Source organism: Pseudomonas sp. SMSB3 (assembly GCF_052041965.1).
Lineage (GTDB): Bacteria > Pseudomonadota > Gammaproteobacteria > Pseudomonadales > Pseudomonadaceae > Aquipseudomonas.
Map to the genome: position 1 here is coordinate 235,205 of NZ_JBKGGV010000003.1, position 14,147 is coordinate 249,351.

General features: G+C 62.2%; 14 protein-coding genes. 7 read left to right on the forward strand and 7 right to left on the reverse strand.

Translation table 11 applies throughout. The annotated features are described in order from the left end of the window. Positions 1 to 80: 80 nt before the first annotated feature. Complete coding sequence (locus ACLEJW_RS07025; protein WP_313295107.1) at positions 81 to 1,370, reverse strand: MFS transporter; 1,290 nt, start codon at positions 1,368 to 1,370, stop codon at positions 81 to 83. Positions 1,371 to 1,728: 358 nt separating this feature from the next. Between ACLEJW_RS07025 and ACLEJW_RS07030 the strand changes: the two genes are divergently transcribed. Next, the gene (locus ACLEJW_RS07030) at positions 1,729 to 2,127 is read left to right on the forward strand and encodes an acyl-CoA thioesterase (RefSeq protein WP_027917060.1); all 399 of its coding nucleotides are present in this window, start codon (positions 1,729 to 1,731) and stop codon (positions 2,125 to 2,127) included. A 72-nt stretch (positions 2,128 to 2,199) separates the two neighbouring features. After that, on the forward strand, positions 2,200 to 3,096 hold the full coding sequence (locus ACLEJW_RS07035; protein ID WP_313455154.1) for a D-hexose-6-phosphate mutarotase: 897 nt from the start codon (positions 2,200 to 2,202) through the stop codon (positions 3,094 to 3,096). Between the two features lie 48 nt (positions 3,097 to 3,144). Here the strand turns inward: ACLEJW_RS07035 and ACLEJW_RS07040 are convergent, their stop codons facing one another. The 4 genes from ACLEJW_RS07040 to purE all read right to left on the reverse strand — a co-directional run bounded on the left by ACLEJW_RS07040 (position 3,145) and on the right by purE (position 5,654). Then, positions 3,145 to 3,678, reverse strand: coding sequence for a DUF3299 domain-containing protein (locus tag ACLEJW_RS07040; RefSeq protein ID WP_145184431.1), 534 nt, complete (start codon positions 3,676 to 3,678; stop codon positions 3,145 to 3,147). Between the two features lie 48 nt (positions 3,679 to 3,726). Beyond that, positions 3,727 to 3,972: a GlsB/YeaQ/YmgE family stress response membrane protein gene (locus ACLEJW_RS07045; protein ID WP_145184432.1), complete on the reverse strand. Its 246-nt coding sequence runs from the start codon at positions 3,970 to 3,972 to the stop codon at positions 3,727 to 3,729. Positions 3,973 to 4,068: 96 nt separating this feature from the next. Continuing rightward, positions 4,069 to 5,151 (reverse strand): 5-(carboxyamino)imidazole ribonucleotide synthase, encoded by a 1,083-nt coding sequence (locus tag ACLEJW_RS07050; RefSeq protein ID WP_145184435.1) that lies wholly within the window; start codon positions 5,149 to 5,151, stop codon positions 4,069 to 4,071. An 11-nt stretch (positions 5,152 to 5,162) separates the two neighbouring features. Then, entirely contained in the window at positions 5,163 to 5,654 is a 492-nt protein-coding gene (purE, locus tag ACLEJW_RS07055) for a 5-(carboxyamino)imidazole ribonucleotide mutase (RefSeq protein WP_038411454.1), read from the reverse strand. A gap of 320 nt (positions 5,655 to 5,974) precedes the next feature. Between purE and ACLEJW_RS07060 the strand changes: the two genes are divergently transcribed. Beyond that, the gene (locus tag ACLEJW_RS07060) at positions 5,975 to 6,556 is read left to right on the forward strand and encodes a hypothetical protein (RefSeq protein ID WP_440777284.1); all 582 of its coding nucleotides are present in this window, start codon (positions 5,975 to 5,977) and stop codon (positions 6,554 to 6,556) included. Here the strand turns inward: ACLEJW_RS07060 and ACLEJW_RS07065 are convergent. Further along, positions 6,548 to 7,465, reverse strand: coding sequence for a LysR substrate-binding domain-containing protein (locus tag ACLEJW_RS07065; RefSeq protein WP_178108294.1), 918 nt, complete (start codon positions 7,463 to 7,465; stop codon positions 6,548 to 6,550). The genes ACLEJW_RS07060 and ACLEJW_RS07065 overlap by 9 nt on opposite strands. A 182-nt stretch (positions 7,466 to 7,647) precedes the next feature. Between ACLEJW_RS07065 and aspA the strand changes: the two genes are divergently transcribed. From aspA to ACLEJW_RS07085, 4 genes are all read left to right on the forward strand, one after another. Then, positions 7,648 to 9,072, forward strand: coding sequence for an aspartate ammonia-lyase (gene aspA, locus ACLEJW_RS07070; RefSeq protein ID WP_145184448.1), 1,425 nt, complete (start codon positions 7,648 to 7,650; stop codon positions 9,070 to 9,072). Positions 9,073 to 9,251: 179 nt separating this feature from the next. Beyond that, positions 9,252 to 10,244: an AraC family transcriptional regulator gene (locus tag ACLEJW_RS07075; RefSeq protein ID WP_313295098.1), complete on the forward strand. Its 993-nt coding sequence runs from the start codon at positions 9,252 to 9,254 to the stop codon at positions 10,242 to 10,244. A 129-nt stretch (positions 10,245 to 10,373) separates the two neighbouring features. Beyond that, a complete protein-coding gene (locus ACLEJW_RS07080) occupies positions 10,374 to 11,417 on the forward strand; it encodes a histone deacetylase family protein (protein ID WP_313295096.1) in 1,044 nt (347 codons plus the stop codon). After that, entirely contained in the window at positions 11,417 to 12,520 is a 1,104-nt protein-coding gene (locus ACLEJW_RS07085; RefSeq protein ID WP_145184457.1) for an extracellular solute-binding protein, read from the forward strand. The genes ACLEJW_RS07080 and ACLEJW_RS07085 overlap by 1 nt, the downstream gene beginning before the upstream one ends. Before the next feature lie 39 nt (positions 12,521 to 12,559). On the opposite strand, the gene pdxR is transcribed toward ACLEJW_RS07085, so the two are convergent. Continuing rightward, positions 12,560 to 14,089, reverse strand: coding sequence for a MocR-like pyridoxine biosynthesis transcription factor PdxR (gene pdxR / locus ACLEJW_RS07090; RefSeq protein WP_440777285.1), 1,530 nt, complete (start codon positions 14,087 to 14,089; stop codon positions 12,560 to 12,562). Positions 14,090 to 14,147: the final 58 nt, after the last annotated feature.

A 14,147-nucleotide genomic window follows, 5' to 3' on the forward strand; every position in this document is an offset into this window, starting at 1 on the left:
ATTGCCCCTGCGGTGCCCTGCTTCCAAGGGAGTGGCCGTGCCCCGCCGCTCCCGAGGTGTGGACTGAAGGCGTCGCTGAATCAGCGCTTGTTGGCAAGCAGATACACCCCTACCGCCAGACCCACCCCGCACAATCCGGCCACGTAGTAAGCCGGCGCCATCGGGCTGATCTTGAGCAACGCCGTCACCACCATCGGCGTCAGGCCGCCGAAGATCGCGTAGGCCACGTTGTAGGAGAACGACAGGCCACTGAACCGCACCGCCGCCGGGAATGCCTTGACCATCACGTAGGGCACCGCACCGATCACGCCCACGCACAGGCCGGTTACCGCATACAGCGGGAACAGCAGCTCAGGGTGGGTTGGCAGGCTATGGTAGAAGGTCCAGGAGCTGGCCAGCAGCAGCAGGCTGCCGACCACGAAGACCCGGCCTGCACCAAAGCGGTCGGCCAGGCTGCCGGCGCCGATGCAGCCGAGGCTGAGCAACACGATTGCCAGGCTGTTGGCCTTGAGCGAATCGGTTGGGCTGATGTGATAGATGCTCTGCAGCAGGGCCGGCGTCATCAGGATCACGACCACGATCCCAGCCGAGAGCATCCAGGTCAGCAGCATCGACAAGATGATCGGGCCGCGGTGATCACGCAGCACGGCGCGCAGCGGCAGCTCCTCGGCTAGCGCCTTGCGCTGCTGCATTTCGGCAAACACCGGAGTTTCATGGAGCCAGCGGCGCAGATACACCGAGAACAGGCCGAACACCCCGCCCAGCAGGAACGGAATTCGCCAGGCGTAGCCGGCAACTTCTTCAGCGCTGTAGACCGTGTTGATCAACGTGGCGACCAGCGAACCGAGCAGGATGCCGGCGGTCAGGCCAGCGGTAAGCGTGCCGCAGGCGTAGCCCGTGTTACGCGCCGGCACATGTTCGGAGACGAACACCCAGGCGCCCGGCACCTCACCGCCAATCGCCGCGCCCTGTATCACCCGCATCAGCAGCAACAGGATCGGGGCCCACAGGCCAATCTGCGCGTAGGTCGGCAGCAGGCCCATGATCAGCGTCGGCAGGGCCATCATGAAAATGCTCAAGGTGAACATCTTCTTGCGCCCGAGCAGGTCGCCGAAGTGGGCCATGATGATGCCGCCCAGCGGACGCGCCAGGTAACCGGCGGCGAAGATCCCAAACGTCTGCATCAGGCGCAGCCATTCGGGCATGTCAGGGGGGAAGAACAACTTGCCGACCACGGTGGCGAAGAACACGAAGATGATGAAATCGTAGAATTCCAGCGCTCCGCCCAAGGCGGACAGTGAGAGGGTCTTGTAGTCGCTGCGGGTCAGCGGCCGGGACGGCTGCTCGATACTGCTGGGCACGGAAGTCATCGCTCTTCGTTCTCTTTGTAGGTCGTGCAGGCCGCTTGGCACGCGGCTTCTGGGATGGGGCGAGGAGCGAAGATAGCAAATTGCCGAGCCGCGCCGAAAGCGGAACAAAATCTGTACAAATATTCATGAAGGCACGGTCGTCGCTGGACGATTGCTATATATACTGGCCGTTCGTAGGAAAAAGTCGCTTCTATCTACGCAATTTGTGCGAAAACGCCGATCAAAATGTCAGACGATTTCGCAGAGTTTGCCCACGGCCGCCCAGCAAAGCGGAATCGGCGTAGTATGTCGCTAGTTGAATCGACTAGCGGCCCCGCGCCACATCAACGAAAGCGTCACGGGTCAGAGGCCCCATCGCATGATTGAGCTCGAACAAGAAGATCCTATCCCACAAGGCGATCTGGCCTTGCAAATCACCGCGCTGCCGCGCGAAACCAATGGCTTCGGCGATATCTTCGGCGGCTGGCTGGTGGCGCAGATGGACCTTGCCGGCACGGCCATGGCCAGCCGTGTGGCAGGCGGTCGCGTGGCCACGGTATCGATCGACCGCATGGCGTTCCTGGTGCCCGTGGCTGTTGGCGCGCAACTGTCGTTCTACACCCAGACCTTGGAAATCGGCCGCAGCTCGATTCGCATGATGGTCGAGGTCTGGAGCGACGACCCGTTGTCCAGCGAATGGCGCAAGGTCACCGAAGCGACTTTCGTCTTCGTCGCCATCGACGGCAGTGGCCGCACGCGCTCAGTGCCTCGCCGCTGACCCACGCGAGCGGTAAACTCATTGCACGTCATCGGGTCCAAGGGCCCACAGGCAAACAATGAGATGAGTGCAATGGCTACCTTCGAGGTCGATTCCGAGCAACATGGCGAACTGAACTGCTGGCGCATCAGCAGCGCCCACGGTGAACTTCTGATCGCCCAGCAAGGCGCCCAGATTCTCAGCTATCAGCGGGTCGGCGAGCCGCCGCTGCTGTGGTTGAGCGAGCAGGCCATCTTCCGCCAGGGCAAATCGGTACGTGCCGGTGTTCCGGTATGCTGGCCGTGGTTCGGCAACCTGCAACGCAATCCGCAATCGGTTCAGGCGATGTACCGTGGTGAACAGGCGCCGGCCCATGGCTTGGCACGTACCCGCGACTGGCAACTACTGGGGATCGAAGAGCGCGGTCAGGCCCTGCACATCACCTTCGAGCTGCCGTCAGCACGCGGCGAGCTGCCGGATTGGCCACACGACGTCGAGCTGACGCTGCAGATCGTCATGGGCGAAGCCTTGGATGTATCCCTCAACAGCCATAATCGCGGCGATAGCCCGGTGACCATCAGCCAGGCCCTGCACAGCTATTTCGCCGTCAGCGACGTACGCCAGGTGCGCGTCGAAGGCGTAGAGGACTTGCCGTATGTCGAAACCCTGGCCGACTGGGAGCAGCGCCAGCAACAGGGTGCATTGGCGTTCACCGGCGAAACCGACCGCATCTACCTGGATACGCCGCCACAGCTGAGCATCGTCGATCCACACTGGCAACGCCGCATCACCCTTGCCAGCACCGGCTCGCGCTCTGCGGTGATCTGGAACCCTTGGACCGAGCGGGCCAGCGAGCTGACCGACATGGCCGATGACGGCTGGCAACGCATGCTCTGCATCGAGACGGCCAATGTCTGGGATGACCTGGTTGAGCTTGAGCCGGGTGCCAGCCATTCGCTACGCGTCAGCATCAGCAGCACCGCGCTCTGATTTCACGATGGGGCCAGTGATTGGCCCCGCAACCCGGCCGGAGCGCGATCAGAGATCCGCATCCTCGACCACTCGCACCTTCCCGGCATCCAGCGCGTACGCAGCATCCGCGAGGTCGTTGCTGACCTTCTCCACCTTCAGCGTGCCGCTGACCCACAGCGGCGTGTAGATGTCGGCGATCTTCAGCCCTTTCGGGTAGCGCACCAGCACCAATTGGTTCGGCGGCGGCGGCGGCACGTGGATGCAGGCGCCAGGGTACGGCACCAGGAAAAACAAGGTGCTGTTGCCCTTGGCATCGCTTTCCAAGGGCACGGGATAACCGCCCAGGCGGATCTGCTTGCCATTCAGCGCGGGCACGGTCTTGGTGGAATACATCACCGCCGGCAGGCCTTTGCTCTGCTTCAAGCCGCCTTTGGCGGTGAAGGTGCCATCGGCCTCTGGCGAATTATGGTCGATTTCAGGCATCTGCTCGAGCGCCTTCTGATCGGACTTGGGCATCAGCTCCAGCCAATCGGTTTCGGGCAATTCGGCATGGGCCAGGGCACTGGCCAGGAGAAGGGGAACGAGAAAGAATGCACGCATGAACTGCTCGGCAACTCGGGATGAATTGCCGGGCATTCTAACCAGAATTCAACGCTTCTTGATGAATCCGTAGATCACCAGCAGGATGATTGCACCAATCAGCGCGCCCAGGAAGCCTGCGGCCTGGCCTGCCTGGTAGATCCCCAGTGCCTGGCCACCGTAGGTGGCGAGCAAGGAGCCTGCGATACCCAGCAGAATGGTCATGATCCAGCCCATGCTGTCGTCGCCCGGTTTGAGAAAACGCGCCAGCAGGCCGACGATGAGGCCGATGAAGATGGTTCCGATGATACCCATGGCAATCCCTCTGCATTAAAGATGAAACAAGCCAAAGCCTAGACAGCGCTTTGGCGTGTTGCCATTTCAGAGGGCTTGGCGCGGGCAGAAGTTCGATCAGTTGCTGATCAAGGCCTCTACATCGGCAATCTTGGCCTTCAGGGTGGTCATGTCCTGGCAACGCAGGGTAGCGTGCCCGACCTTGCGGCCGGCCTTGAAAGCCTTGCCATAGTGGTGCAGGTGGCAATCGTCGATGGCCACCACCTGCTCCACTGCCGGGACTTCGCCGATGAAGTTGAGCATGGCGCTCTCGCCCAGCTTGGCAGTCGAGCCCAGCGGCAGGCCAGCCACGGCGCGCAGGTGGTTTTCGAACTGGCTGCACTCGGCGCCTTCGATGGTCCAGTGGCCGGAGTTGTGCACGCGCGGTGCGATTTCGTTGGCTTTCAGGCCACCGTCGACTTCGAAGAACTCGAAGGCCATGACGCCGACGTAGTCCAGTTGCTTGAGCACGCGGCCTACGTAGTCTTCGGCCAGGCTTTGCAGCGGATGCGCAGCGCTCGCCACCGACAGGCGCAGGATGCCATCGACGTGGGTATTGTGGACCAGCGGGTAGAAGCGCGTTTCACCGTCGCGGGCACGCACCGCGACCAGCGACACTTCACCGGTGAACGGCACGAAGCCCTCCAGCAGGCACGGCACGCTGCCCAATTCGGCAAAGGTGCCTGCCACATCTTGCGGCTGGCGCAGCACCTTCTGGCCCTTGCCGTCGTAACCCAGGGTGCGGGTCTTGAGCACGGCAGGCAGGCCGATGCTGGCCACCGCCGCCTCCAGGTCTTGTTGCGAGAGGATGTCGGCGAACGCTGGAGTTGGAATCCCAAGGTCGCGGAACATGCTCTTTTCGAACAGCCGATCGCGGGCGATGCGCAACGCCTCGGCGCTCGGGTAGACCGGGACGAACTGAGACAGGAAGGCCACGGTTTCAGCTGGGACGCTTTCGAATTCGAAGGTCACCAGGTCAACGTCGTTGGCCAGCTGGCGCAGGGCATCCTGGTCGGCGTAGCCGGCCAGCAGATGCTCGCCCAGCGAGGCGGCGCAGGCGTCTGCTGCCGGATCGAGAAAAGCGAAGTTCATGCCCAGCGGAGTACCCGCCAGGGCCAGCATGCGGCCCAGTTGGCCGCCACCGATTACACCGATTTTCATGACGTTCGACCTCAAGCCTGGCGCGGGTCTGGATTATCCAGCACGGTGTCGGTCTGCTCAGTGCGAAACTGCTTGAGCGCCGCGTGGAACTGCGGGTGCTTGGCACCCAGGATGCTCGCCGACAGCAGCGCCGCATTGACCGCGCCGGCGCGGCCAATGGCCAAGGTCGCGACCGGTACGCCGGCCGGCATCTGCACGATCGACAGCAACGAATCGACGCCCGAAAGCATTGACGACTGCACCGGCACGCCCAGTACCGGCAGGTGGGTCTTGGCAGCGCACATGCCTGGCAAGTGCGCAGCGCCACCAGCGCCTGCGATGATCACCTCGATGCCACGCCCTTCGGCCTCTTCGGCATACTGGAACAGCAAGTCCGGGGTGCGATGGGCGGAAACCACCTTCACTTCATAGGGAATGCCGAGTTTTTCCAGCATATCGGCGGTGTGGCTAAGGGTGGACCAATCGGACTTGGAGCCCATGATCACGCCAACCAGTGCACTCATCGTCGAGCCTCTCCTGCAAGCGCCGTCTGGCGCGCTAAAAGCAACAAGCCACGCAGGTGGACCGGCGTGGCTTGTCATACGGATTCTGAATCGACCGGGTCGGCCGAAGGCGCGGGATTGTAGCTCATTTCAAAGCGAACCGCCCAGCCCTGCAAGCACATGTCGGATCAAAGGGCAAGCTGTCTCAGGAGACAACTTTTCCTACTGACCCGGTGTCGGTCCAGCCGGCAAAATTGCGGCTTTTTCATAGTTCGCGCCCTGAAGGTTCCGAGATGAACAAACCCCGAGACATTGCGCTTGCCTTAGGTCTGGCGTGCTGCATGACTGTGTCTGCGGCCTGGGCCACGAGGCCGTTGGTGATCACTGTTTATCCCCATGACGAGCTAGCCGATATCAGCGACGAGCAGTTGCACGAACGGTACTTCCAGCACTGGCTGGAAGAAATGCGCAGCTTCACCGACCACCCGATCGAAGTGATCTATCAGCGCTCGATCGCAGGGCTGACCGACATCGATTACCACGCCCTGGCGCCGCACCAACTGCTCGATACGTTCACCGACGAGATTCAGGCTCAGCGCTCAGGCCGGCCGTTTTCCTATATGAACAAAGACCTGCTGCTCACCCAGGCCAGATATGGCACAAGCGGCATGCTCCCGACTGCCGGGCTGCCCCACCCCAGCGACACCACCGCCGTGGCTTCAACCCACAGCCCAAGCGACCCGGGACACGAACTCGGCCACCTGCTTTCAGCCACGCATGAACAGGCGCAGATCAGCTACAACGGCTGGCCGTGCGAGAGCTACATGGTGCCCACCCGCACCTCGCTGCGCGGCAACTGCTACACCTACAGCGCTGCCAATCGCGCGGCCATCCGCAACTACCTCCGGTACAACTCAGACTGACGCTTCGCTCGAGTTACCGGCAGATTCCAGCTTGCGCCACAACAGGCGAACATTGGCCTTGCGTACCAGCGCGCAGCGATACAGGCGAATTTCCAACGGCACATGCCACTGGCTGGGTCCGCAGATCGCCAGCTCGCCGCGCTCCAGTTCGCCGCGCATCGACAGGCGTGGCACCCAGGCGACGCCCATGCCCTCCAATGCCATGCTCTTGAGGCTGTCAGCCATGGCCGTCTCGTACACGGTGGTGTAGCGCAGGTTGCGCTGGCGCAGCAGCAAGCTGACCGAGCGTCCGAGAAAGGCACCGGCACTGTAAGCCAGCAGCGGCACGCTGACGTCGCCCTCAAGGTCGAACAGTGGTTTACCGTCTGCGTCCACCGCGCACACCGGCAGCATCTCGGTGATGCCCATGTGCAGCGACGGGAAGATCTCGGCGTCCATCTGCAGGGCCGCATCCGGATCGTAAAACGCCAGCATGAGGTCGCAACCACCCTCGCGCAGCGCATGTACCGCGTCTCCGACGTTAGTCGCAACCAGGCGCGTGGCGATGTTCAGGCCATCGTTGCGCAACTGCGCGACCCAGCGCGGGAAGAACCCCGATGCCAGCGAGTGCGCCGCCGCCACCTGAATGACCTCGCCCTGGCCACCTTCAAGGTGGTGCAGATGACGCAGAACCTCACTGAGCTGGTCGACGACCGTGCGCGCCGTGACCAGAAACAGCTGACCCGCCTCGGTCAATTCAATGGGGGTGCGGGAACGATTCACCAAGGTCAGGCCCAAGGCCGCTTCCAGGCTGCGGATGCGCCGACTGAAGGCCGGCTGGGTGACGAAACGTCGTTCGGCCGCCTGGGAAAAACTGCGGGTCGAGGCCAGCGCGCTGAAGTCTTCCAGCCATTTGCTTTCGAGGTTCATGAAGCACATCTCCCGGCATGCACCAAAATGGAACACGCTCGAATATCAATTGACGTCACACCAATCACTATGCCGTTTGTGCATAGGTTAGCGTGCATCAGCATTGGCCGCAAAATCACCTTAAGGCCTAGGATTGGCGCCATTCCGGCATGTGCCGGGTCAAACTCGAGATGATATCTATCATGTCCTCCGCTGCATCGTTCCGCGTCGAAAAAGATCTGCTTGGTACCCTTGAAGTCCCTGCCGATGCCTACTACGGCATCCAGACCCTGCGCGCTGCCAACAACTTCCATCTCTCCGGTGTTCCGCTGTCGCACTACCCGAAGCTGGTCGTGGCCCTGGCCATGGTCAAGCAGGCGGCTGCCGACGCCAACCGTGAGCTGGGTCACCTGAGCGATGCCAAGCACGCTGCCATCAGTGCAGCCTGCGCCCGCCTGATCAAGGGCGACTACCACGAGCAATTCGTGGTGGACATGATCCAGGGTGGCGCCGGTACTTCCACCAACATGAACGCGAACGAAGTCATCGCCAACGTCGCGCTGGAGGCCATGGGTCACCAGAAAGGCGAGTACCAGTACCTGCACCCCAACAACGACGTGAACATGGCGCAGTCGACCAACGACGCCTACCCGACCGCCATCCGCCTGGGCCTGCTGCTGGGTCACGACGCGCTGCTGGCCAGCCTCGACAGCCTGATCCAGGCCTTCGCTGCCAAAGGTAAGGAATTCGATCACGTGCTGAAGATGGGCCGTACCCAGCTGCAGGACGCCGTACCGATGACCCTGGGGCAGGAATTCCGCGCCTTCGCCACCACCATGACCGAAGACCTGCAGCGCCTGCGTTCGCTGGCTCCAGAGTTGCTGACCGAAATCAACCTGGGCGGTACTGCCATCGGCACCGGCATCAACGCCGACCCTGGCTACCAGGCACTGGCAGTCCAGCGCCTGGCCACCATCAGCGGCCAACCACTGGTTCCGGCAGCCGACTTGATCGAAGCCACCTCGGACATGGGCGCTTTCGTGCTGTTCTCGGGCATGCTCAAGCGCACCGCGGTCAAACTGTCGAAGATCTGCAACGACCTGCGCCTGCTGTCCAGCGGCCCGCGTACCGGCATCAACGAGATCAACCTGCCGGCGCGTCAGCCGGGCAGCTCGATCATGCCGGGCAAGGTCAACCCGGTAATTCCAGAGGCTGTCAACCAAGTGGCCTTCGCCATCATGGGTAACGACCTGGCCCTGACCGTCGCCGCCGAAGGTGGCCAGCTGCAGCTGAACGTGATGGAGCCGCTGATCGCCTACAAGATCTTCGACTCGATTCGCCTGCTGCAACGCGCCATGGACATGCTGCGTGAGCACTGCATCGTCGGCATCACCGCCAACGAACAGCGCTGCCGTGAGCTGGTCGAGCATTCGATCGGCCTGGTTACCGCGTTGAACCCGTACATCGGCTACGAAAACGCCACGCGTATCGCCCGCGTCGCCCTGGAAACCGGCCGCGGCGTCCTGGAGCTGGTCCGTGAAGAGAAGCTGCTGGATGACGCGATGCTCGACGACATCCTGCGTCCGGAAAACATGATCGCGCCGCGCCTGGTTCCGCTTAAAGCGTAACCAAGTCACTGCAACACCGTCTCACCAGGTCGAGGGACTAGACACCTCTCAACCTTTCAGAGGCCCGAGCGCACGCTACGGGCCTTTTTTTTTGCCTGACAGGCCCGCTGCATGCGCCGCTGCGGCGTCGGCACGCAACTTGCTCCATAATGCCTCCCAGCCCCCGGGATGAGCGAGCGATGCTGCACAGCCACCTGACCACCCTCAACGCTGTTTCCCTGATCCTCAACCTGTTCCAGGAAGAGGGCTGCGAAGCCATGACGCTGCTCGACGGCAGTGGCATAGGCCCGGCGGACCTGGGCCACAGCGATGCGCGCATCACCACCCAGCAGGAACTGCAAGTCTGCGCCAATGCCGTCGCCAGGCGTGAAGAGATTGGCCTGGAACTGGGCCGGCGCATGCATGTGTCGTGCTACGGCATGCTTGGTTACGCCCTGCTCTCCAGTGCCACTTTGGGTGACGCCCTGCGCCTGGCGCTGCAGTATCCGGCACTGCTGGGAACGGTGTTCACGCTGCGCCTGGTCGACGATGGCCGGCGCGTATGGCTCAGCGCCAGCGACTACCGCGATGCGCCCGCGCTGGCCACGTTCAATAGCGAATTCTGCATGGTGTCGTTGAAGGTGATCTGCGACGACCTGCTTGGCCGCACCCTGCCACTGCTCGGTGCACGCTTCGAGCACAGTCGGCCCGGCTATCACCGGCTGTATGCCGGAGCTTTTGAATGCCCGCTGGCATTCGAGGCTGAAGACAGCGCGTTCGCCTTCGAGCGCCGCTGGCTCGACACCCCGTTGCCGCTGGCCGATCCAATCACCCACAAGGCCATGAGCGAGCGTTGCCGGCAGTTGAACCTGGAGTTCACCGGTCGCCAGGCCTGGCTTGGGCGTATTCGCCAGCTGTTGCTGCAGCAACTGGATGCTGCGCCCGGCCTTGAGGGCCTGGCACGGCAGATGAACTGCTCATCGCGTACCTTGCGCCGGCATTTGCAGGCTTTGGGCTGCAGTTATCAGCAGTTGCTCGACCAGGTGCGCTTCGAGCGAGCCAAGCAACTGCTCGCCGACGAGCACATGCCGATCTACCGCATCGCCGAGTGCCTGGGCTTCAGCGAGACAGCCAGTTTCCGCCACGCCTTCCAGCGTTGGAGTGGCGTGGCGCCGAGTCATTTTCGCGGGTAAAAACCAGCGACAGCGCCAGGCGGCCATTCAGCTTGGCCATATCGATCCCCTTTTGGCCAGTTGCGTCGTTCTCGCTCACTGCCTCGACCATGAAAATGGAGCCACGCCAGTCCCGACGGAGAACAACAAATGCTGACTGTGTATTCCGATGATCATCGCCTGCACCATGGCCGCTGCGAGCTGATCGACGGCAAGCTGATGCCCTGTTTCGAAATGCCTTCGCGCGCCGACCACGTGCTGCAGCAGGTCCACACGCGCAACCTGGGTGAGGTGCTGGCACCCACTGACTTTGGCCGGGAGCCGCTGCAGCGCATCCACAGTGCCGCCTACCTGGATTTCTTCGAAGGTGCCTGGGCCCGCTGGGCCGCGCTGGGTCACGAAGGTGACCTGCTGCCGTTCACCTGGCCCGCGCGGACCCTGCGCCAAGTCAAACCAACCGGTTTGCACGGTGAATTGGGTTACTACAGCTTCGATGCCGGTGCGCCGATCACCGCCGGCACCTGGCAGGCCGCCTACAGCGCCGCGCAAGTGGCGCTTACCGCTCAGGCCGCTATCGCGCAAGGCGCTCACGCAGCGTTCGCCCTGTGCCGGCCACCGGGGCACCATGCCGCAGCCGAAGTCATGGGCGGCTACTGCTACTTGAACAACGCCGCCATCGCCGCCCAGGCGTTTCTCGATCAGGGCCGCAGTAAAGTGGCCATCCTCGATGTCGATTACCACCACGGCAACGGCACCCAGGACATCTTCTACCAGCGCAGCGATGTGTTCTTCGCCTCGATTCACGGTGATCCGCAGGATGAATTCCCGTTCTTCCTCGGTTATGCCGATGAGACCGGTGAGGGCGCAGGTGCTGGCTACAACATCAATTACCCGTTGCCTGCCGGTAGCGACTGGGCAGCCTGGAGCGCTGCACTGGAAGACGCCTGTCAGCGCATTGCCGCCTACGATGCCGAGGTGCTGGTGATTTCACTGGGTGTGGACACCTTCAAGGACGACCCGATCTCGCAGTTCAAACTGGACAGCCCGGATTACCTGGAAATGGGCAAGCGCATCGCCGCGCTCGGCAAGCCGACCCTGTTCGTGATGGAAGGCGGCTACGCTGTGGAGGAAATCGGTATCAATGCGGTCAATGTGCTGGAAGGTTTCCAGCGCGCCCAGCCAGGAGTCCGATAATGGCCCGACTCAAGCGTCTGCTCGCCCCTTGCATCGCTGCAAGCCTGTTCGCCGCAACCTTGCAGGCGCACGCCGAACAACGAACCTTGCGCGTGTATAACTGGTTCGATTACATCACCCCGCAGACCTTGACCGATTATCAGAAGGACAGCGGGGTCAAGTTGGTGTACGACATCTTCGACACCAATGAGGCGCTGGAAGCCAAACTCCTGACGGGCAATTCCGGCTACGACGTGGTGGTGCCCTCTAATGTGTTTCTGGCCAAGCAGATCGAAGCCGGTGTGTTCCAGCCGTTGGACCGCAGCAAGCTGCCGAACTGGCAACACCTGGACCCGGCGCTGATGAAGCTCATCGAAGCCAACGACCCAGGCAACAAGTTCGCCGTGCCTTATATGTATGGCACGATCCTGATCGGCTTCAACCCGGAAAAGGTCAAGGCAGCGCTTGGCGAGAACGCACCGGTCGACAGCTGGGACCTGATCTTCAAGCCTGAAAACATTGCCAAGCTCAAGCAGTGCGGGGTAGCGCTGCTCGACTCACCGTCCGAAATCCTGCCGCTGGCATTGCAGCATCTGGGCTTGCCGCCGAACAGCGACAAGCCAGAGGACTACAAGAAGGCCGAGGCGCTGATGCTGAAAATTCGGCCCTCGATCACCTACTTCCACTCCTCCAAGTACATGGCCGACATCGCCAATGGCGACATCTGTGTCGCCGTCGGCTACAGCGGCAGCTTCTCGCAGGCAGCCAACCGCGCCAAGGAAGCGAACAATGGGGTGCAGGTGGACATGCGCTTGCCCAAGGAAGGTGCGCCGATCTGGTTCGACATGCTGGCGATCCCAAAGAACGCGGCCAACGCCGAGGATGCCCACGGCTTCATCAATTACTTGCTGCGCCCTGAAGTGATTGCGCCCATCAGCGACTTCGTCGGCTATCCCAACCCGAACAAGGACGCGACCGACAAGGTCAGCCCGGCGATACGCAACAATCCGAACCTTTACCCGACTGCTGAGGCGATGACCAAGCTTTATACCCTCAAGCCCCTGCCGCGTGACGCCGAGCGGGCGCGTACCAGGGCCTGGACGCGGATCAAGTCCGGTACCTGAGGCAACCTGCCATATCCGGGGCCGCACAGCGGCCCTTTTTCATTTCTTCCAAGCTTTGCGCAAGCGCATCAATGCTTCGGCGATTTGCCCTTCGGGCACCGCAGCAAAACCCAGGACCAGCCCGGCTCGCTTATCCACAGGCGCCGATGAATCAGGTAGCCAATAGCCGCTGAGCGGATTGACCTCCACCCCTGCCGCCTCAGCCTTGGCCACCAACTCCCGCTCGCGCGCAAGGTTATCCACAGCGACTTTCACGTGCAGACCCGCAGCGACCTCTGGCATCTCGCCCAACCCGGCCACGTCTGTAGGCCAACCTGCCTTGAGTACGTTGCGTCGGCTCAACGCCGCCTTGCGCATACGGCGGATATGGCGCTGGAAATGGCCTTGGGCCATGAATTGGGCCATCACACATTGAGTACCGACCTCCGAATGCCTGACCGCCAGAGCCCGCGCCTGACTGAACGGTTGCATCAAACGTGCTGGCAACACCAGATAGCCCAGCCGCAACGCCGGGAAGGCGATCTTGCCGAAAGTGCCGACGTAAAGCACCCGGCCTGCCCTGTCGAGCGCTGCCAGCGGCGCGAGCGGTGCCCCGGTGTAGCGGTACTCACCGTCGTAGTCGTCTTCGATGATCCAGCCGTTGCGGTGCTCTGCCCACTCCAGCAGGGCCAGGCGCCGGGCCAGGCTCAGGGTCACGCCAGTGGGGTACTGATGGGCAGGGGTCACATACGCCAGGCGGCAATCGGCCATCTGCCACAACTGGTGGCACTGCATGCCCTGCTCGTCCACTGGCACGCCGGATACCTTGCCGCCGGCCATTGCAAAAGCGTGCCCTGCGGCTCGGTAACCGGGGTTTTCCACAGCCACGCCATCCCCTGGCTGCAACAGCAGCTGTGCACAAAGGCTTATCGCCTGCTGCGCGCCGCTGGTGATCACTATTTGTTCAGCGCTGCAACTCAGACCGCGCGAGCGACGCAGGTAAGCGGCGATCAACTCGCGCAGTGCGGGCTCGCCTGCGGGGTCGCCGTAGCCCAGTTGTGCAGGGTCCGGGTTACGCCAGAAGCCCGCTTGTAACTTGGTCCAGACGTCGAAAGGAAAGAGATCGAAGGCCGGCACCCCCACCCGAAAAGCGCGTGGCGCACCCGCTCTGGGCAGCGGCACATGATGATTTTTCAATCGTTCGATGGGCGCCTGAAATGACGCTGCACTGGATAAAACCTCAGTGTCGGCAGTCAAAAATGTGGATAAGTCTGTTGATAAACCCTGGGATAACCCTGTGGACAGTTGTGTGGATAGTTTTCCCAGGCGGGTCACGTAGGTGCCGTCGCCGACGCGACTCTCGATGAAGCCTTCGGCATACAGCTGGTCGTAAGCACGGATAACGCTGTTGCGCGACAGCGAGATGATCCGCGCCAGGTCACGCGTGGCCGGCAACCGTGTGCCGCTGCTCAAACGGCCATCGAGCACTCGTGCGCGCAGGGCCTGATAGAGCTGCTGGGCCAATGGGCGACGGCGGTCGAGGACAATGCCGGCAGGATCGAACGGCAGCGCAATGGATAACTCGCTCATGGGAATTGGACCTATCAAAAGACTAGGTAATGGCTCTTACCGGGAACCATTAGCTTGC